Here is an 18,577-nt window from a genome sequence, read left to right as displayed (position 1 = left end):
ATCCTCGGATCGATGCAGGTGGGTGATGCGAGCATGACCGCGCAGGGCTACGACGCGATGGCCGACCTGTACGCCGAGATGTTCACCGATGCCTACCAGTACCCCATCGAGCGGCAGGCAGCCGCGGCGTTCGCGGAGCGGGTGACCGCCGGCGGCGCGAGTGGAGTGGTCCTCGATGTGGGTTGCGGCATCGGCCACGTGGCCGCCGATCTGACCCGGCGCGGACTCGACGTGATCGGTCTCGAACCCAGCGCGCCGATGCTCGCGCACGCCCGCCGCGCGCATCCGGATCTCACCTTCATCGACGGCGACGCGCTGCTCGCCGCGGTGCCCGTGGAGCACGAGATCGCGGCGATCCTCGCGCGCTTCAGCCTGATTCACGTGAGCCCGCCGGACGTCGCCGAGGCGCTGCGGGTGTGGGCACAGCGGCTACCGGCGGGTGCCCCCGTCCTCATCGCGGTCCAGGCGAGCGACGAACCCGGACCGCCGATCCCGTTCGACCACGCGGTCGCGCCCGCTTGGCGTTGGCACCCGGACGAGCTGGCGCGCGTGCTGGATGTGCACGGCTTCGCCGAGGAATGGCGGATCGTCTACCGCGATCCCGGATACCGGTTCCCGATGGTGCAGCTCCTCGCGCACTTGAGTTGAACCCGAGCATCCGCCGAGACTTGAACCGGAGCCACACACGCCTCAGCGTCTCCCTGAACCCTACCGTCGAGCTATATACAATGCGGGCCCTCTTAGATGTTGAGGTAGGCAGTATCCCACGCGCCAGCAATGTTACGGAGCAGTGTCAGGTGGGCATGGATCTCAAACTTCATCACATTCGCAACCTTCGCCACACCGCCTAGGGTGAGCGCAGGAACAAATCCGTAGACTTCGTTGAAATCCAACGCCCCATATTGCATAAGCGCCGGATCGAACAGGCCTGGATCGTCACGCTTCCCAGAAGTGTCGTTCGTCATCTATGCCAGGTCTTTCCGCTCATGCTTGCGGCCAGCCAATCCCAGCAAGGAGTGTCGTCTCCGGGTCGCTAGACGAAGGCAGTGGGCCAGTCCCCGACGGCGGCCTTCATGTTAGCGAGCCAAGTATGGATATCGGCAATTGTCGCGGTATCGATGTCGACGACGTCGGTGCTCCTAAACGTTGACGGCGTGAAATGGTAGACCTGATTGAACTCCAAGGGGCCGCACTGATCCAGCGTCGCCGCGAAGAGACCACCGGGGTAATTCACTGAGGTCGCGTCGTACGTCTGCTGATTGCTGGTGGCGAAGAAAGCCTGGAGGCTGAGGTCATCTTCGCCGCGGTGGACGCTGGTGATGGCAGTGGCGGACGTGGGGTGTAGAACGAGGGATTTGCCGAAGCCGGGGGTCCAGAACCAGGTGTCTCCGAAGGCGTTGCGGACGATGGGGATGTAGGTGACGTCGGCGCCTAAGGCGGCGTGTTCGATGCCTGCTGTGATCACGGTTGTGGTGTCGCGCCATTCGAGCGGGTCGACGAGCCAGACGATGCCGTCGCCGAATCCGGAGAATCCGTATTCCTGCCAGTAGGACAGCAGTGGATCGGGCAGCACTCCACGGTAGGTGTCGAGGTGCTCCTGCGTGCAGGCCGGGCCCGGGGTGGTCAGCGGGAGATCTTTGAGAAACAGGCGGAAGTATTCGTCAGTCATCGGTTTCGTCATCTGCCGGTGGGTCGAGGAGGGGGTATCCGGGGAAGTCTACGCGGACGATAGCATTGGGGTTCTTGGCCTTCTGGGCGTCGAGCCACTGTCGGTACGCCGCTGCTGCAGCCCTGTGTGTGGGACCGAGCGAGCTGTTGGTGCGCTTGTCGCCGAAGGTGATGAGCAGGTCCGCCGGCCCACCCGCCACCATATCCGGATTGTGGGTGATCACCAACCGCTTCATCAACCGCTCAACAATCGACGCCGACAACTTCTCAGCCTGCTCCGGCGTGTACCCCATCTCCACCAGCGATTTGAATGATCGGACCGTCCAGTCGTTCTGGAAGTCTTGTCGCGCTTTGGTGACGTCGCTGCTCGAGCGCTTCGGGTTGTCCATCTTGTCGGTGGTCTCTTCGAAGGTTTGACTGTTCATCCACTTCAGATGCTGCCTGAGCTCCCGCAGCCGTTCAAGTGGTGAGTGCTCTGCGTTGGTGGGGATCGCCGATATCGGGTACTGGTACACCTCGTCGCTGACTGCCAGCTGCTCGACTGGGACCCCGAGACGCTGAGCGATCTGCTCAAGATTCTTGTCGGCCATGTCCCAGGACTGCTGATCGCGTTCGGCGAGCAACGGCCCCAGCGCGGTGACTGTCGCGATAGTCGCGGGTCCCTCGTGGCCCTGCTTGATCAACCGGGTCTGCTGAAGGTTTCGTTGTCACTTCAGCTCAGTGATTGTTAGGCCGCGTTGGCGGCTGTGTAGATCATCTCAAATTCGATGGGTGTGAGCTTGCCGAGTGTGCGTTGTCGCCGGCGGCGGTGGTAGGTCCGTTCGATCCAGACGACGATTGCCGTCCGCAGTTCCTGGCGGGTGGTCCACTGCTGGCGGTCGAGGACGTTCTTCTGCAGCAGCGAGAAGAACGATTCCATCGCTGCGTTGTCCCCGGCGGAGCCGACCCCTGCCCATCGAACCGCTGAGCTGAAACCTGTTGAGCTGCTCGGTGAACCGGCGTGATCGGAACTGGCTACCTCGATCCGAGTGCACTACGCATCCGGCAACCGCGGCAGGGCCACCGCGCCGGGTCACGGCGCTGTTGATGGCGTTGACCGCGATGCGGGTCTTCATCCGTTCGTCGATCGAGTATCCGACGATCCGATTCGCATAGACGTCTTTGACCGCGCACAGATACAACTTGCCCTCGCGGGTGTGGTGCTCTGTGATATCAGTGAGCCACAAACGGTTCGGGGCCTCAGCGGAGAACTCGCGTTCTACCAGGTCGTCATGGACCGGCGGTCCGGGACGTTTGCCGCTGCCGCGCCGGCGGCTGTGCGCGGAGAACAGACCAGCTTGTGAGCACAGCCGCCACACTCGCCGCTCCGACACACTGTGACCGGCAGCGACGAGTTCGTCGGCGATGAACCGATACCCGAACTCCGGATCATCACGATGGACATCGACCGCAGCATTAGTCACCACCGCATCATCGACATCACGGTCACAGACTGGAACAGCGCTCCAGGCATAGAAGGCTTGGCGGGAGAACTTCAGAACCCGGCAGGTCACCGCGACGGCAATCCCGTCAGCGGCCAGCTCGCGGACCAGCGGGAACATCATTTTGGGGACGAACCGAGCTTCAGATTCGCCTGCGACAAATCACGCCGCCGCCCGCCGAAGGACTTCATTCTCCTGCTCCAACAGCCGGATCCGCCGCCGCGCTTCCCGCAGCTCCTTCGCCTCGTCCCGGCTCACACCGGGACGAACACCGTCATCGACATCGTCTTGCCGCAGCCACCGCCGCAAACACGACTCCGCGATCCCGAAATCCTCCGCTACCTGTTTGAGCGAGACCTGCCCCGACCTGGCCACGCGGACCACATCAGCACGGAACTCCTCTGGATACGCCTTCGGCATGGTCGATCATCCTTCCAGCAACAGTCCGCAGACCGCTACAGATCAGGTGACAACTAGACCTTCAGCAGACCCACCGTTGCTGGGCAGCTTCGAGCTCGGCCTTAGTCTGGGCCGCGGCTTCTTTCTGCAGAGCCCCAGCGGCAGTGGCGATCTCGTCGGAGTACACCTCAAGTGCCGCCGCCGTAGCGAGTTCCTTCTCAGAGAAGCTGGTGGCAGAGCCGCTGGGATCTCCGGATGTGCTCCCCGCCCTGTTGCCGCCCTTATCGGGGGTCTCTTTTCCTGGCGTTGTTGTTTCGGCGCCGCTACTGCCGTTGGTGCCGGTCGCGCTGTCGCTCTTAGTGCCGTCGGGCTTACCGCCTCCGCCTCCCGTTTCGGCGGTGTTGGTTCCGGTGCCGGGTGTGGTGCTGCCTGGCTGGGTGGGCGTCTGTGGTGTGCCGGTGGGTTCGGGTGTCTTCGGTTTGGGGAAGAAGAATCCGAGGATGTTTTCGGCTAGGCCCAGGAGGGGGTTTTTCGGGGTGGTGGGGGCGGGTGTGGTTTCGACCGGTTTGCTTTGGTCGGGGGTTTTGTTGGGGTCCGGTTTGCGGGGGTCGTCGGTGCTGGTGCCGGGGGCGGTCCCGGGCGGTGGGGTCGGGTCGAAGGTCGGCGGCTTGCCTGCCCCGGGTGTGGTGTTGGGAGTGGTTGGCAGGCCGGGGGTTTCGATGACCGCACCGCCGAGGCCGGCGCCGATGATCCCGCCTGCGGGGTAGGTCTGGCGGTCCTTGTCTTTGTCGGGATCGTCGTCGTCGTTGTTGGGGGCGTTGCCGCCGGGGACCGATGTGGTTGCCGGGTTGGCAGGGACCGCCGGAGCCTGGGTGCCGGCGCCGGGACGGGTGGGGGTGCCGATCACCGAACCTCCACCACCGGGGGTGGTGAACGGTGCCGTTGTTCCCGGATCGGACGGGAGCACCGTGGTGGGAGGTGTCCCCGCCGCTGGCGGCGTGAATGGCTGCACCGGTGTGGTCGGTGTGGCAGGAACCGCGGGATTGCCGGGAGTCGTCTTCGGCTTGGTGTTCGGGGTCGCGGGGCCGAGGATGCGGTCGCGGGCATTGTTGTACCAGCGGTTGAGCTCAATCGACAGTTCCCGAATCGCTGCCTGCTGCTGCGGCTTGGGCATCGCCAACCAGGCCGCGAGGCCGATCAAAGCGATTACCGCAGCGGCACCAGCAATTACCGGCGCGATGGGTTCCCCTGTGCCCGGAACCGTCGGGTTCCCAGCAGAGGGAGCCGTGGGGGTAGTCGGGGTCGGTTTCGGTTTGAGGATGTCGCCGATCCCGTCAACCGCTTTACCGACGCCCTTGGCGATGTCGCCGAGCCCTTTGGCGAGACCGCCGATGGTGTCCCAGGCGTTGAACTTGATCCCCATCAACGTGGTGTTGCCGGTGAACGGGTTGAACCCGAACAACGGTGCCCCGCCCGTCGTCGCAGGAGGTGTGGAGAAGTCCAGCTTCGGCACATCCCAATTCCCGGCACTGGGGGTCGACCGGGAGCCGGAGCCGTCGTCGATTTTCGCGCCACCGAAACCAGGGGTGCTGCCGCCGCCGGGCAGGCGGTTGAGGTCGTAGTCCCGTGAAAAGCCAGGGTCGGTGGAGGTTCCATCCCCCGGCGGTCCGCTACCACCGCCGCTACCACCGGTACCGGAGCCGCTACCGGACCCCGACGATGACCCACGACTGCCCGAACCACTGCCCGACCCGGATCCCGACAATGAACCGCTCCCAGCGCCCGAACCGGTGCTGGGCTGCGGACGATACGGCTGGTAGGGGGTGGGGTCGGGAGCGGGCGCAGGCGCGGTTCCTCCGGGGAGAATGGCTGTCGGGTCGGCGAGGATCGGATACGCAGCATCAGCGTCCGGGCGGATGTGCTGAGTCACATTCGTTGATGTCGGCCCTGCCTGCTCGATGCTGTACCAGGTGGCGTGCTTGCGGCCCTGGGCATCAATAGCCCACGGCACACCAATCGTCCCTACGACTGCACCGGTCAGGTCGACAACATCAACCGAGCCGTCCGAGCGGGAAACAAGCTTCTGCCCGATCTCATGGGTGATCGGGAACTGGTAGTCCGTCGGCGACGCAGCCGACGGCAAGAACATGAACGTATTCGAACCCACACCGGAACCGACACCAAGCCCCGCAGCCGCAGACGAACTACCCGTAGCAGCAGCAACCGTCGACCCCGGCAACCGGAACACGAAATAGCCGTCCACGCCCGGCTTGTATTCGAACTGCTCCTCCGGCGCGACCACTACCACCGGCCGCCGAACATCCTCAGCGCCGACAGCACCGGACGCCCCCGGGGCCGAACCCGACGCAGCGCCGGCCGCCGCGGCGGACGCACCCCCCACTGCAGTCGACGTTCGACCGCCCGGCGAAGCTGACCCCGACAAACTGCCTATCCCCGTGACCGGGTCCACCGCGACCACGCCGGTCAGCGGGGCCCCCGAAAGCGCGCCATCCCCGGCATTCGAAAGGACCGTAGAGCTGCCTGCCGCCCGCGACGACGACGGAACCTGTACAGCACCAGAAGCTTTCTCAGATATCCCGGTACCCGAACCTGCAGTGGAGGTGCTAGCGGATTGCGCGGAACTCGCGCCCGACGCAGCCGATCCCCAGGGTCCGCGTCCTGGCCCTCCCCGGACGGTCTCCGAACCGGACGGGGCCGCCGCACCGGCAGCCGACCCGGCGGGGGCCGAACCCCCCGGCGTCGATGCAGAAGTATGCGCCGTGCCGCCGGTCTCTGTCGTGCTGTCGCTCCTGCTGCTTTCGTCGGACGTCGCAGACGACCCCGCACTACCTGAACTGGTCGGCCCTGAGGGCTCTGGCGATCCCGAAGCCCCTTGCGATCCGGAGGAAGGCTCCGCGCCGCCAGGAGTCGACGCTTCACCAGGCGATGATGAGGAGGACGATGAGGTGTTGCCGGGGTCTGCGGTCGCTGTTGGGGCGTTGAACACGCCGAACATCGCAGCGCCGAACAAAGCCATACCCAACGCGGCGTGCCACCACACCACACCCGGCAACCCGACATGCCGCACAACGCCGGCAGCGGAGCCGCGCCGACCGGCGAACACCCGGCCTGCCGCAATACAGCACACCACGGCCAACACAACCGAATACAGCGCAGGATTGATCACCAGCGACAACCTTCACCAGAGCCCGACCAGGACAAGAGATCCTACGTAAGGGTCTGCTGAAGGTCTAGTTGTCACCTGATCTGTAGCGGTCTGCGGACTGTTGCTGGAAGGATGATCGACCATGCCGAAGGCGTATCCAGAGGAGTTCCGTGCTGATGTGGTCCGCGTGGCCAGGTCGGGGCAGGTCTCGCTCAAACAGGTAGCGGAGGATTTCGGGATCGCGGAGTCGTGTTTGCGGCGGTGGCTGCGGCAAGACGATGTCGATGACGGTGTTCGTCCCGGTGTGAGCCGGGACGAGGCGAAGGAGCTGCGGGAAGCGCGGCGGCGGATCCGGCTGTTGGAGCAGGAGAATGAAGTCCTTCGGCGGGCGGCGGCGTATTTGTCGCAGGCGAATCTGAAGCTCGGTTCGTCCCCAAAATGATGTTCCCGCTGGTCCGCGAGCTGGCCGCTGACGGGATTGCCGTCGCGGTGACCTGCCGGGTTCTGAAGTTCTCCCGCCAAGCCTTCTATGCCTGGAGCGCTGTTCCAGTCTGTGACCGTGATGTCGATGATGCGGTGGTGACTAATGCTGCGGTCGATGTCCATCGTGATGATCCGGAGTTCGGGTATCGGTTCATCGCCGACGAACTCGTCGCTGCCGGTCACAGTGTGTCGGAGCGGCGAGTGTGGCGGCTGTGCTCACAAGCTGGTCTGTTCTCCGCGCACAGCCGCCGGCGCGGCAGCGGCAAACGTCCCGGACCGCCGGTCCATGACGACCTGGTAGAACGCGAGTTCTCCGCTGAGGCCCCGAACCGTTTGTGGCTCACTGATATCACAGAGCACCACACCCGCGAGGGCAAGTTGTATCTGTGCGCGGTCAAAGACGTCTATGCGAATCGGATCGTCGGATACTCGATCGACGAACGGATGAAGACCCGCATCGCGGTCAACGCCATCAACAGCGCCGTGACCCGGCGCGGTGGCCCTGCCGCGGTTGCCGGATGCGTAGTGCACTCGGATCGAGGTAGCCAGTTCCGATCACGCCGGTTCACCGAGCAGCTCAACAGGTTTCAGCTCAGCGGTTCGATGGGCAGGGTCGGCTCCGCCGGGGACAACGCAGCGATGGAATCGTTCTTCTCGCTGCTGCAGAAGAACGTCCTCGACCGCCAGCAGTGGACCACCCGCCAGGAACTGCGGACGGCAATCGTCGTCTGGATCGAACGGACCTACCACCGCCGCCGGCGACAACGCACACTCGGCAAGCTCACACCCATCGAATTTGAGATGATCTACACAGCCGCCAACGCGGCCTAACAATCACTGAGCTGAAGTGACAACGAAACCTTCAGCAGACCCTAACGTAAAGGAGCAATCGTGACGGCGTCTATCCCTAGGGCCGGCAATTAATCCAGAGTTTGCATTCGCTAACCAGAATGCGTGGGGCGCGCTGGCGGATTTCAGTTTGCGTGCCATGCGAGACGCCTCGCGGGGCAGCTCGGGCAGTCATGGTGCTGCGCCGCCAGCAGTGGTGCCACCCGATGAGTTCGAAGATTCCGGTTGTCGCGGATGAGCGCGTTCGAGGGCATTGAGGCCAGCCGATGGGCAGGTCGGATGGCGACGGGTACGTGCGATTCCCTCGTTTGCGGTGGTAGCAGTCGCGTGATTGTGCGTTGCAGCGGATTGCCAGCATCTCTGACACATGTACCACTTGCAGAGCCGTCTGCTGCATCGGCGAAATCGTTGCTGCTACCTGGCTGCCGCGACAACGACAGTCGCCTCAGGGAGTTCCGGATGCTCGATGGCGCGGGCCATCCGACTCGCAGCTGAATGGCCCCGGCGACCGTGGGTTCGTCGGAGGCCCGGATAAATAGGTCAATAGGAGGGCCGGATCAACGGATCATGAGGTGGCTCGCGGTCACTCGTTCACGGCAACCGCAACAATTGGGCCGGTGCATGGGGTAACCCGGATTCAGGGCCATCGGGACTACCGGTCGCGGTAGGTCTCCAGCAGCCGGAGCCACACCTCGCTGATCGTCGGGTACGCCGGGACGGCGTGCCACAGACGGTCGAGCGGCACCTCCCCGACCACGGCGATCGTCGCGGCCTGCAACAGCTCCGCGACGGCGGAACCCACTAGGGTGGCGCCCACCAGCACGCCGCGATCGGTGTCGACGATCATCCGGGCGCGGCCGGTGTAGCCGTCCGCGTACAGGCTCGCACCTGCCACCCAGCCGAGGTCGTAATCGGCCACGGCCACAGCGTGACCCGCGGCGCGCGCTGCCGCCTCCGTGAGGCCCACGGAGGCCACCTCGGGATCGGTGAAGACCACCTGCGGCACGGCGGCATGGTCGGCGGTGGCGACGTGCGCTCCCCAGGGCTCGTCGGACACCGGTGCGCCCGTGGCGCGGGCGGCGATCACATCACCGGCGGCGCGGGCCTGGTACTTGCCCTGGTGGGTGAGCAGTGCCCGGTGGTTCACATCGCCCACGGCGTACAACCAGTCGAAGCCGGCCACGAGCATGGTGTCGTCCACGTCCAGCCACGAACCCGGTTCCAGGCCCACGGATTCCAGGCCGATGTCGCCGGTCCGCGGGCTGCGTCCGGTGGCCGCGAGAACCTCATCGGCCACGATCGTCCGGCCGTCGGTGGTCTCGACCGTCACCTCGTCGCCCGCCCGGGAAACTCGGCGGGGAGAGCTGCCGAGCAGCAACTCCACGCCCTGCTCCTGTAGCGCGGCACCCACCAGCTCGCCCACGAAGGGCTCCATGTTCCCGAGCAGGGTGCTCCGCACCAGCATGGTGACCGTCGACCCCAATGAGGCATAGGCCGTGGCCATTTCGGCGGCGACCACGCCGCCGCCGATCACCACGAGCCGCCCGGGGACCTGCTTCGCACTGGTGGCCTCCCGGCTCGTCCACGGGCGGGACTCGCGGAGCCCGTCGACGGGTGGGACCACGGCGTCTGTGCCGGTCGCCACGACCACCGCCTGCCGGGCGGTGAGTGTCGAGGCGGCGCCGTCGGCGGTGGTCACGGTCACCGTCTTCGGGCCGGACAGGCGCCCGTGTCCGCGGACCACGGTGATGCCCGCGCCCTCGGCCCAGCGCACCTGGCCGTCGTCGGACCAGTCGTGCACCACCGCGTTCCGGCGCGCGAGCACGGCGATCGGGTCGACGGTGCCGATCACGGCCTCCGCCGCGCCCCGCACGCGCCGCGCCTCAGCGACGGCCTGGCCGGGGCGCAGCAGCGCCTTCGACGGCATGCACGCCCAGTAGGAGCATTCGCCGCCCACCAGTTCGCTCTCGATCAGGACGGCGCTGAGGCCGCCCCGGACCGCGCGGTCGGCCACGTTCTCGCCGACCGGGCCGGCTCCGATCACGATGACGTCGTAGACGGATTCACTCATCAGGCACCTCCGTCGGTCACGCTACTCGCGCCGGCGGCCGTCCAGGTCAGACGGTGCGGGCAGGTGCGCCCGGCCGGACCGGCGGCACGTCCGGGCCCTCGGCGCCCACCACGAAGAACCGGTTGTTGCCATCGACGGTGATCCGGTAGATCAGGGGCGGCCGCTCGTCGTTGAACAGCACGGTGGAGTCGCCCGGTGGCGTGACCCAGACCTTGCACTCCACCAGGTAGATCCCGTCCCGCTCGCTGATGAGCCTCTCGCTCCGGCCGTTGCCGCTGGCGCCGGCCGCATGCTGGGCGACCGATGCCGCGTAGGCGCAGGCGATGGACTTCGCCAATGCGGCGTCGTCCTTCGGTGCGGCGCTGGCGATTCCGGGCAGCGCGAGGGTGGATGCCATGGCGGCCACGCCGAGAGAGCCGAGGACGCGGCGACTCGTTTTCGTGAAAGCAATCATGAGGGACGCTAACATGAAGTTGGTGATCGTGAACAGGTGTTAGGCTGATCCGGCGGCAATTCGGCCGCATCGCACCGGTCGCGCCACGTCACGGCGCCGCATATGAATCTCAACGAAAGGGCTTCGGCCCATCGCGGATGAACCCGCACCGCCCGCGCAAGCCGCGGCCGGAAGTCCCCGCCATCGCCCTCCTCGCCGAGTGGCGCGAGCACGTCGAACGTTCCGAACGCCGCGTCCTGCGCGGTGAGTTCTACGGCCTCGACCCTGCCTGCGACTGCTGCAACGGCGCGGTACTCACTGATGCCCGCGAGAGACTCGAGGGCATGATGCGCAACGGCGGTCGCCGAGCACGCAGGTTGCGGCTTGCGGTGGCCGAGCTCGACGAGCGCTATCGCGAGATCACGGTCGACTATTCGCTCGCGTGGCGGTCCGAACCGTGGTGGCGCCGCCGGGTTCCCCGGGTGTGACGCCGGGAACGGTCAGGAATCGAGAAGCGGCCGGTGGGCGGCCGTCGTAGCGTCATCGCCATGACAAGCTCACCGACCCCGATCCGATCCGTCACGCTGGAGGTGGCGGACACCGCCGCCGCGCAGGACTTCTACGCCACCGCCATCGGCCCCGACGAGCGCATCCGCTTCTCCGAGGCCACCCCGGACACCGCCGGGTTCCGCGGCTTCGTGCTCTCGCTCGTGGTCGCGGAACCCGCGGTCGTGGACTCCTTCTACGACGCCGCGATCGCCGCCGGTGCCCAGTCCACGAAGTCTGCGCAGAAGTCGCTGTGGGGCTACGGCGGGGCCTTCCGCGCGCCCGACGGGACCGTGTGGACCATTGCGAGTTCGTCGAAGAAGAACACCGGTGCCCCGCTGCGGGTGATCGACGATCTGGTGCTGCAACTCGGTGTGGACGATGTGGCGGCCACCAAGACGTTCTACACCCAGCACGGGCTCGCAGTGGCGAAGTCCTTCGGCCGCAAGTACGTCGAGTTCGAGTCCTCGCCCGGCTCGGTGAACCTCGCGCTCTCGGGCCGGAAGCTGGCGGCGAAGAACGCGGGCGTCGCCCAGGAGGGGAGCGGGGCCCACCGGCTGCGGATCGACGGTGCCCTCGGCCCGGTCACCGACCCCGACGGCTTCGTCTGGGCGTAGTACCGTCGACTCCCGTGAACCGGACCGCGGAACTCGCTCTCGGCGTGCTGGCCGACGAGGTCTTCGGCGATCCGCGCCGGTACCACCCCGTCGCCGGGTTCGGCTCGGTGGCAGCGGCGGTGGAGCGCGGGATCTACGCGCCCTCGAAGACCCGCGGAGCGGTCTACACGGCGATCCTCGTGGGCGGGGCCGCGGCGCTCGGCTACGCGCTTCGGAACGTTCCCGGTGCCACCGCGGTGGGCACCTGGGTGGTGGTCGGTGGGGCAGGCCTCCGCGGAGTCGGATCGGAGCTGGGCCGGAACCTGGAAGCCGGGAACGAGGACGGTGCCCGCGCGCTCCTGCCGTCGCTCTGCGGGCGCGACCCGTCGGTACTCGACGCCTTCGGAATGGCCCGGGCCGCCACCGAATCCGTCGCCGAGAACACCTCGGACGCCGCGGTGGCTCCGCTGTTCTGGGGCGCGCTGTTCGGGCTCCCCGGGCTCCTGGGGTACCGGGCGGCGAACACGCTGGACGCGATGGTCGGCTACCGCAACGACCGCTATGCGGACTTCGGCTGGGCCTCGGCCCGGCTCGACGACGTGCTCAACTACCTGCCCGCGCGGCTCACCGGCGCGGTCACGGTCGCCGTGGCGCCCGCGGTGGGTGGCGCACCGTCGGACGCGCTGCGGGCCTGGCGCGCCGATGCGGCGAAACACCCGAGCCCGAACGCGGGCGTGGCGGAGGCGAGTGCCGCAGGCGCGCTCGGCCTGCAACTGGGCGGACGCACGCAGTACGCGCACGGGGTGGAGATGCGGCCCACGCTCGGGCACGGCCGGGAGCCGCAGCCGCGCGATCTGGCGCGGGCGGCGCGCCTCTCGCGCGCCGTCGAATTCGGGGCGCTGGCCGCGACTATCCTCGCCGCCCGTACCGGTCGGCGATTCGGGCGGCGCGCGCGGCCTCGGGACTGACCTCCTCGCGCGGCGCCTGCGTCTCGGTGTCCGGGCCGCCCGGTTCCGTGGGCGCCGGGGCGGTGCCCGCGGCGATCACCTCGCGGTCCTCACGCCGGCGTCGCAGTTCGGCGTACACGAAGTAGCCCAGGGCGAGCGGTGCCATGATCCCGAACGCCAGCCACTGCAGGCCGTACGAGAGGTACGGACCGGCGTCGAGCATCGGCAGCGGGATCGGGCCGAGCCCGCCGGGCTGGCCCTCGGCGAGGTTGAGGTAGCCGGGCGCGAAGACGATGCCCTGGGCGGGGCCGATGGCGCGCGGATCGATCGCGTACACCTGCAGGTATCCACCCTCGGTGCGGGGACCGCGATCGGCGGAGGTGGTCTCCGGCGCGCGAATCCGCGCGATCAGGGTGACGGTGTCCGACGGCGCCGGGGCGATCTCGGGGATCACGCCGCCGGTGGGGGTGCGGACGAAGCCGCGATCCACCAGGTAGGTGGCGCCGTCGTCGGCCGCGAACGGGACGAGTACCTCGTACGCCGGGTTGCCGTCCTGATTGCGTAGGCGGGCGAGCGACTGCTTGTCGGACAGGTAGCGGCCGGTGATGGTCACCTTGCGCCATTCGGCGTCCTTGGGCACCTCGGTGCGCCCGCCCAGCAGTTGCGCCGCCGGCACCGGATCGGCGTTCACCGAGTCGCTGATCTGCTGGTTGCGGTGGCTGGTGGAGCTGTTCTTGTTCAGCTGCCACGGCGCCAGCACCGACCAGCACAGCGCGGTGAAGGCGAGCACGGCCACGGCCAGGGCGATCCACCGCGGCTGGAAGACGACGCGCACCCAGTTAGGCATTCTTCTCGGTCCATTCGATGAGCCCCGGCATCGCGGCCTCGACCTGGGCGAGCGTCGCGCGGAAGTCGTCGAGGTCGCCGTAGTACGGGTCGGGCACGCTCTCGCTGGACGCCTCGGGATCGAAGCTGCGGAGCAGTTCCAGCCGCTCGTCGGGCACGCCCAGTGACTGCAGCGGCTCGACGTGCGAGCGGTGGAGCGCGACCACGAGATCCGCGCCGAGGTGATCGGCCGTGACCTCCGCGGCGGCGTGCTCGGTGGGGTACCCGGCCTCGGCGAGCACGGCGCGGGCGCGGTGATCGGCGGGATCACCCTCGTGCCAGCCGCCGGTGCCGGCGCTGGTGACCCGCACCCTCCCGGCCAGCCCCGCATCCGCGACCGCCCGTTCGTAGACGATGCGGACGATCGGCGATCGGCAGATGTTGCCGGTGCACACGAAGGTGACATGCAGCGGGGTACTCACGCCTCCATCTTGCCCGAAGCTCCCGCGGGCACCGCGCCGCCTACGCTGAGACCATGCTGCTCGCAGACGTGATCCGGATCCTGGACGAGGCCTATCCGCCGCGACTCGCGGAGGGCTGGGACAGCGTGGGGCTGGTGTGCGGCGATCCCGCCGCAGAGGTCACCCGGGTGCTGGCGTGCGTGGACGTGACCGCCGACGTGGTCGATGCCGCCCTGGATCAGGGCGTGCAGCTCATCGTCGCGCATCACCCGCTGCTGCTCCGTGGCGTCGACACCGTGGCCGCGAGCACCCCGAAGGGCGCGCTCGTCCACCGGCTGATCACGGGCGGCTGCGCCCTGTTCACCGCGCACACCAATGCCGATCGCGCGCACGGCGGCGTCAACGACGCCCTCGCCGCCGCGCTCGGCCTCACCGTGACCGGGCCCGTCGAGTACCTGGACCAGGCCCGGCCGCTGGATCGGTGGGGTGTCATGGTGCCGTCCGAGCAGGCCGACGAGGTGCTGGCGGCGATGTTCGCGGCCGGCGCGGGCCGGGTGGGCGAGTACTCCGAGTGCGCCTGGCGCGTCGACGGCACCGGACAGTTCCTCCCCGGCACCGCCGCGAACCCCGCGGTCGGCGCGGTGGGCGAGCCCACGACGGTCCGCGAGACCCGGGTGGAGCTGGTGGCCGATCGCTCCGCCCGGGCGGAGATCGAGCGGGCGCTGCGGCGGGCGCACCCGTACGAGGAGCCCGCCTTCGACGTGCTGGAACTGGTCGGTGGCGAGCGGGAGTGGGGCCTCGGCCGCGTCGGCAGCCTCCCGGAGGCCGTGCCACTGCGGGAGTTCACCGAGCGCGCGGCGCGGGCTCTGGGCGTGGCGGTGCGCGCCGCGGGCGATCCCGACGCACCGGTCCGCACCGTCGCCGTGTGCGGCGGCGCCGGAGACTCACTGCTGGGCACCGTCTCCCGGCTCGGCGTGGACGCCTATGTGACGGGCGACCTGCGGCACCACCCGGTGGACGAGCATCTGCGTGCGGGCGGACCCGCCGTCCTCGACGCCGGCCACTGGGGCACCGAGTTCCCCTGGTGCGCAGCGGTCGCCGAGCTGCTCGGCTCCGTCCTCGACGCCCGCGTGTACGACCGGCCCACCGATCCGTTCACGGTTCGCGCCTGACCCGCGCCCGGGTGCGTAGAGTGGCGCAGATGAACGCTGATCCGGGCGCCCAACGCTCCCTGCTGGACCTCGCCGAGGTGGATGCGGAGATCTCGCGGCTCACGCACCGCGTCACGCATCTGCCGGAGGACGCCGAGATCGCCGAGCTCGAGAAGCAGGCGACCACCGAACGCGATGAGTCCGTGCGGGTGTCGATCCTGGTGGAAGACCTCGACCGCGATATCGCCAAGCTGGAGACCGAGGTCAACCAGACCCGGCTGCGCGAGGAGAAGGATCGCGAGCTGATGGCCTCCGGCACGATCGGCGCGAAGCAGCTCACCGAGCTCGAGCACGAGCTCAAGGGGCTCGAGCGCCGGCAGTCGGTGCTGGAGGACGAGCAGCTCGAACTCATGGAGCGCCGCGAGGCCGTCGAACTCGACCAGCAGCGCGCCGAGGCCACCGTGAACGCCACCACCGAGAAGATCGCCGGTGTGAACCGTCGCCGGGAGGAGTCGCTCAAGGACATCGAGGTGGCCCGCGCGCGCACCGCCGCCTCCCGCGAGGAACTCGTGGCCACGTTGCCCGAGGACCTGTACGCCGAGTACGAGCGGTGCCGGGCGGCGTCTGGCGTGGGCGCGGGGCTGCTGCAGGCCCGACGGTGCGGCGCGTGCCGCATCGAGCTCGACCGCGGCTTCATCGATACGGTCGCGCGGACCACCGCCGACGTGGTGGTGCACTGCGACGAGTGCGGCGCGATCCTGGTGCGGACGAACGAGTCCGGACTGTCGTGACGGCGCCTCAGCGCGGCGGGTGGACCACTTCGGTGGCCGAACCGACTCGGTTGATCCTGTTGCGGCACGGGCAGACCCGGGCCTCGGTGGGTCGCCTGTACTCGGGCCGAGGGAATCCGCGGCTCACCGAGGTGGGCCGTGCGCAAGCAGCGGGCGCGGCGGGCCTGCTGGCGTCGAGCGAGATCGATGCCATCGTGTGTTCGCCGCTGGACCGGGCGCGCGAGACCGCCGCCGAGGTGAACATCGGCCGCGATGTCCGGATCCGGATCGAAGACCGGTTCATCGAGACCGACTTCGGCGAGTGGGAGGGCCTGACCTTCGCGCAGGCGCGTGAGCGCGATCCCGGCCTGCACGGCCGCTGGCTGGGGGACACCTCGGTGGCCGCTCCCGGCGGCGAGAGCTTCGACCAGGTGCACAGCCGCGTGGAGTCCGCATTGCGCGACATCCTGGCCGAGCATCCCGGCGGCACCGTCCTGGTGGTCTCGCACGTGACGCCGATCAAGACCCTGCTGCGGATCGCGCTGGACGCGGGCCCGCAGCTCCTCTACCGGCTGCACCTGGACCTGGCGTCGATCTCGATCGCCGACTTCTATCCCGACGGCGGCGCTTCGGTGCGGCTGGTCAACCGCACCCCCCAGGTCTAGCGCGGGGTACCCTGTACGACGCGGACGAGCTGACCGGGCGGCCGCGGCGTCGGGGACGGCTGGAACCACCAGCAGGCCCGAGTCGAGGAAAGTCCGGACTCCACAGGGCAGGGTGGTTGCTAACGGCAACCCGGGGTGACCCGCGGGACAGTGCCACAGAGAAGAGACCGCCCGGGCTTCGGCCCGGGTAAGGGTGAAACGGTGCGGTAAGAGCGCACCAGCGCGGCGGGTGACCGTCGCGGCTCGGTAAACCCCACCCGGAGCAAGGTCGAAGGCGGAACCCCTAGGGTTCCGCTGCGCGCGTGTTCGAGGGCTGCTCGCCCGAGCGTGCGGGTAGACCGCTTGAGGCACCCGGCGACGGTGTGTCCAGATGGATGGCCGCCCCCGGCCCACGGCGACGTGGACCGGGACAGGATCCGGCTTACACGTCAGCTCGTCCGCCCCACGCGGATCCGCCGGATCGGCGCTAGCCTGGCCGGATGGATCTCTCCGTGCTGTGGTGCGGCGTGCGCGGTCACGTCACCTACGCGCCCGACGAGGCCGATCTCAGCGCGCGCATCCACGCGGAGACGGCGGAGGGTTCGGCGTGGCGGTGCCTGCGCTGCGACGACTACGTGGTGGGCGAGCCGCAGGGATCGGGACCCGCCGCCCACGCGCCGACGGTGCCGCGCGGGCGCGCCCTGCGGGACGAGTTGATCATGCGCTTCCTCGCGATCGAGCGACTGCTGCGCGGACTGGTGTTCGTGGCCGCAGGCGTCGCCGTGTGGCAGGTGCGCGGCTCGCGCACGCACCTGCGCCAGATCTTCGACTCCGAACTGCCGGTGCTCCGGACGCTGGGCGAACAGCTGGGTTGGAACCCCGACGACTCGCGCATCATCCGCGCGCTCGACGAGGCGCTCGACCTGTCCGGCACTACGCTGGCGTGGATCGCGGTGGCGCTCTTCGCCTACGCCCTCGTCGAGATGATCGAGGCGGTCGGGCTGTGGCGCGGCGCGCGCTGGGGCGAGTACTTCGCGGTGATCGCCACCTCGGCCTTCCTCCCGCTGGAGATCTACGAGATCAGCGAGAAGGTCACGGTGCTCCGGGCGGGCGCACTACTGGTCAACATCGCCGCCGTCGCCTGGCTACTGTGGAGCAAGCGGCTGTTCGGGCTCAACGGCGGTGCCGAGGCCTACTACGCCGAACGGGAATCGGAGAGCGTGCTCGCGGTGCGGCGCGCCGGACAGTAGGAGAGCCATGACCGACCGGAACCGCGTCCGCGAGGACGTGATCGCCGTCCTGGCGGCGCTGCCGGACACCACCGCGGACACCATCGCCCCAGGCGCGCTGGCCGCCGACGGGGTGACCCCGGTACCCGAGGTGGCCTGGGGCGACACCTTCGCCTATTTCACCCCGGGGGAGCGGCCCGCCGTGATGCCCTTCGCGACCATCGTCACCAAGGACTACCCCGGCGATGAGTCCTCCGACCTCGGCCGGCCGGGCGCTTTCCGGGTGAACGCCAACGTGGGGCGCGAGGCCTTCGCCGAGCTGATCGGATACCCGCCGGCCGAGCACGCGGCGCGCGCCGGGGAGTGGGACTACGCCGCCGACGGCGCCCTCATCCCGCATCCGCTCTACGCGGCGCAGGGCTGGGTGTCGGTGGTGAATCCGGCCGCCGCGCAGGACGTGGCCGCGCTGCTGCGGGCGGCGCACGAGCGCGAGGCGGGGCGCGCCCGCCGCAGTTAGAAGCCGACCTCGCCGGCCACGTCGAAGGTGAGCCAGATCGATTGCTGCGCGGCCCGCAGCTTCTTGACCAGCCGCCCGCTCCCGAGGCCGTGCACGCTCACCCGGAAGACCGCCGCATCGACCGCGCCGGAGGGCGCCACGTACACGCCCGTCGACCGCAACCAGGTGTGCCCGTCGCGGGCGAGCAATTCGGCGACCCGGGCCTCGTCGGCGATGCCGACGTAGACGGTCACCACGGATCCGGTTCGCAGCATCGGCATGGCTTCATCGTGGTCCCTTGCGGTCCGGTTCGTGCCGAAAACTCCTAGAACTCGTCAGTGGGGCGCACTACCGTCGACCCC

The 18,577-nt window shown here is 68.5% G+C and carries 18 protein-coding genes, 1 other RNA gene and 2 pseudogenes; 11 read left to right on the top strand and 10 right to left on the bottom strand.

The features are described 5' to 3' along the window. The first annotated feature begins 12 nt into the window (after nt 1-12). On the top strand, nt 13-648 hold the full coding sequence (locus TTY48_RS01895; RefSeq protein ID WP_374758673.1) for a class I SAM-dependent methyltransferase: 636 nt from the start codon (nt 13-15) through the stop codon (nt 646-648). 92 nt (nt 649-740) lie between these two features. Here TTY48_RS01895 and TTY48_RS01890 read toward each other — a convergent pair whose 3' ends face one another. From TTY48_RS01890 to TTY48_RS01870, 5 genes and pseudogenes are all read right to left on the bottom strand, one after another. After that, nucleotides 741-965 carry a T6SS immunity protein Tdi1 domain-containing protein gene (locus TTY48_RS01890; protein WP_220655900.1) on the bottom strand — a complete coding sequence of 75 codons (225 nt, stop codon included), beginning with the start codon at nt 963-965 and terminating at the stop codon, nt 741-743. 68 nt (nt 966-1,033) lie between these two features. Then, nucleotides 1,034-1,669, bottom strand: a complete 636-nt coding sequence (locus tag TTY48_RS01885; RefSeq protein WP_220655899.1) for a GAD-like domain-containing protein — start codon at nt 1,667-1,669, stop codon at nt 1,034-1,036. Continuing rightward, on the bottom strand, nt 1,662-2,351 hold the full coding sequence (locus tag TTY48_RS01880) for a polymorphic toxin type 15 domain-containing protein (RefSeq protein ID WP_220655898.1): 690 nt from the start codon (nt 2,349-2,351) through the stop codon (nt 1,662-1,664). Before TTY48_RS01880 ends, TTY48_RS01885 begins: the two co-directional genes overlap by 8 nt. Nucleotides 2,352-2,395: 44 nt before the next feature. Further along, nucleotides 2,396-3,569 (bottom strand): annotated as a pseudogene (locus TTY48_RS01875) (IS3 family transposase). Between the two features lie 61 nt (nt 3,570-3,630). After that, complete coding sequence (locus TTY48_RS01870) at nt 3,631-5,856, bottom strand: hypothetical protein (RefSeq protein WP_220655897.1); 2,226 nt, start codon at nt 5,854-5,856, stop codon at nt 3,631-3,633. A 1,000-nt stretch (nt 5,857-6,856) separates the two neighbouring features. Between TTY48_RS01870 and TTY48_RS01865 the strand changes: the two genes are divergently transcribed. Then, a protein-coding gene (locus tag TTY48_RS01865) for an IS3 family transposase (RefSeq protein ID WP_374758672.1) occupies nt 6,857-8,028 on the top strand; the annotation gives its coding sequence in 2 pieces (ribosomal slippage) (nt 6,857-7,117 and nt 7,120-8,028; 1,170 coding nt in all). 670 nt (nt 8,029-8,698) lie between these two features. Here TTY48_RS01865 and TTY48_RS01860 read toward each other — a convergent pair. Further along, nucleotides 8,699-10,117, bottom strand: coding sequence for an NAD(P)/FAD-dependent oxidoreductase (locus TTY48_RS01860; protein ID WP_220655896.1), 1,419 nt, complete (start codon nt 10,115-10,117; stop codon nt 8,699-8,701). Nucleotides 10,118-10,163: 46 nt separating this feature from the next. Then, nucleotides 10,164-10,514 (bottom strand): hypothetical protein, encoded by a 351-nt coding sequence (locus tag TTY48_RS01855; RefSeq protein WP_220655895.1) that lies wholly within the window; start codon nt 10,512-10,514, stop codon nt 10,164-10,166. A gap of 194 nt (nt 10,515-10,708) precedes the next feature. Here TTY48_RS01855 and TTY48_RS01850 point away from each other — a divergent pair, with 194 nt between their 5' ends. From TTY48_RS01850 to TTY48_RS01840, 3 genes are read left to right on the top strand one after another with little or no spacing between them, the layout of a single operon-like run. Continuing rightward, nucleotides 10,709-11,038: a hypothetical protein gene (locus tag TTY48_RS01850; RefSeq protein ID WP_220655894.1), complete on the top strand. Its 330-nt coding sequence runs from the start codon at nt 10,709-10,711 to the stop codon at nt 11,036-11,038. Nucleotides 11,039-11,098: 60 nt separating this feature from the next. Further along, the gene (locus TTY48_RS01845; protein WP_220655893.1) at nt 11,099-11,713 is read left to right on the top strand and encodes a glyoxalase; all 615 of its coding nucleotides are present in this window, start codon (nt 11,099-11,101) and stop codon (nt 11,711-11,713) included. A gap of 14 nt (nt 11,714-11,727) precedes the next feature. After that, entirely contained in the window at nt 11,728-12,660 is a 933-nt protein-coding gene (locus TTY48_RS01840) for a cobalamin biosynthesis protein (protein WP_220655892.1), read from the top strand. On the opposite strand, the gene TTY48_RS01835 is transcribed toward TTY48_RS01840, so the two are convergent. Continuing rightward, complete coding sequence (locus TTY48_RS01835; protein ID WP_220655891.1) at nt 12,602-13,486, bottom strand: SURF1 family protein; 885 nt, start codon at nt 13,484-13,486, stop codon at nt 12,602-12,604. The genes TTY48_RS01840 and TTY48_RS01835 overlap by 59 nt on opposite strands. Continuing rightward, the gene (locus tag TTY48_RS01830; protein ID WP_220655890.1) at nt 13,479-13,946 is read right to left on the bottom strand and encodes a low molecular weight protein-tyrosine-phosphatase; all 468 of its coding nucleotides are present in this window, start codon (nt 13,944-13,946) and stop codon (nt 13,479-13,481) included. Before TTY48_RS01830 ends, TTY48_RS01835 begins: the two co-directional genes overlap by 8 nt. Nucleotides 13,947-13,999: 53 nt before the next feature. Here TTY48_RS01830 and TTY48_RS01825 point away from each other — a divergent pair, with 53 nt between their 5' ends. The 6 genes and pseudogenes from TTY48_RS01825 to TTY48_RS01800 all read left to right on the top strand — a co-directional run bounded on the left by TTY48_RS01825 (nt 14,000) and on the right by TTY48_RS01800 (nt 18,236). Beyond that, nucleotides 14,000-15,097, top strand: a complete 1,098-nt coding sequence (locus TTY48_RS01825; RefSeq protein WP_220655889.1) for a Nif3-like dinuclear metal center hexameric protein — start codon at nt 14,000-14,002, stop codon at nt 15,095-15,097. 29 nt (nt 15,098-15,126) lie between these two features. Further along, complete coding sequence (locus tag TTY48_RS01820; protein ID WP_220655888.1) at nt 15,127-15,867, top strand: zinc ribbon domain-containing protein; 741 nt, start codon at nt 15,127-15,129, stop codon at nt 15,865-15,867. Continuing rightward, nucleotides 15,864-16,511: pseudogene (locus TTY48_RS01815) on the top strand (histidine phosphatase family protein); the annotation flags it as partial. The gene TTY48_RS01820 and the pseudogene TTY48_RS01815, both read left to right, overlap by 4 nt. A gap of 25 nt (nt 16,512-16,536) precedes the next feature. After that, nucleotides 16,537-16,951: RNase P RNA component class A (gene rnpB / locus TTY48_RS01810), an RNA gene on the top strand. A gap of 39 nt (nt 16,952-16,990) precedes the next feature. Beyond that, nucleotides 16,991-17,740, top strand: a complete 750-nt coding sequence (locus TTY48_RS01805; RefSeq protein WP_220655886.1) for a DUF2127 domain-containing protein — start codon at nt 16,991-16,993, stop codon at nt 17,738-17,740. Between the two features lie 7 nt (nt 17,741-17,747). Beyond that, nucleotides 17,748-18,236, top strand: coding sequence for a DUF6194 family protein (locus TTY48_RS01800; protein WP_220655885.1), 489 nt, complete (start codon nt 17,748-17,750; stop codon nt 18,234-18,236). Here the strand turns inward: TTY48_RS01800 and TTY48_RS01795 are convergent. Next, nucleotides 18,233-18,496, bottom strand: a complete 264-nt coding sequence (locus tag TTY48_RS01795) for a hypothetical protein (protein WP_220655884.1) — start codon at nt 18,494-18,496, stop codon at nt 18,233-18,235. The genes TTY48_RS01800 and TTY48_RS01795 overlap by 4 nt on opposite strands. Nucleotides 18,497-18,577 lie beyond the last annotated feature (81 nt).

It is taken from the genome of Tsukamurella sp. TY48 (genome assembly GCF_019656655.1).
Lineage (GTDB): Bacteria > Actinomycetota > Actinomycetes > Mycobacteriales > Mycobacteriaceae > Tsukamurella > Tsukamurella strandjordii.
Note: the sequence above shows the minus strand (reverse complement) of the source record. Positions and strands in the feature narration are given on the sequence as shown.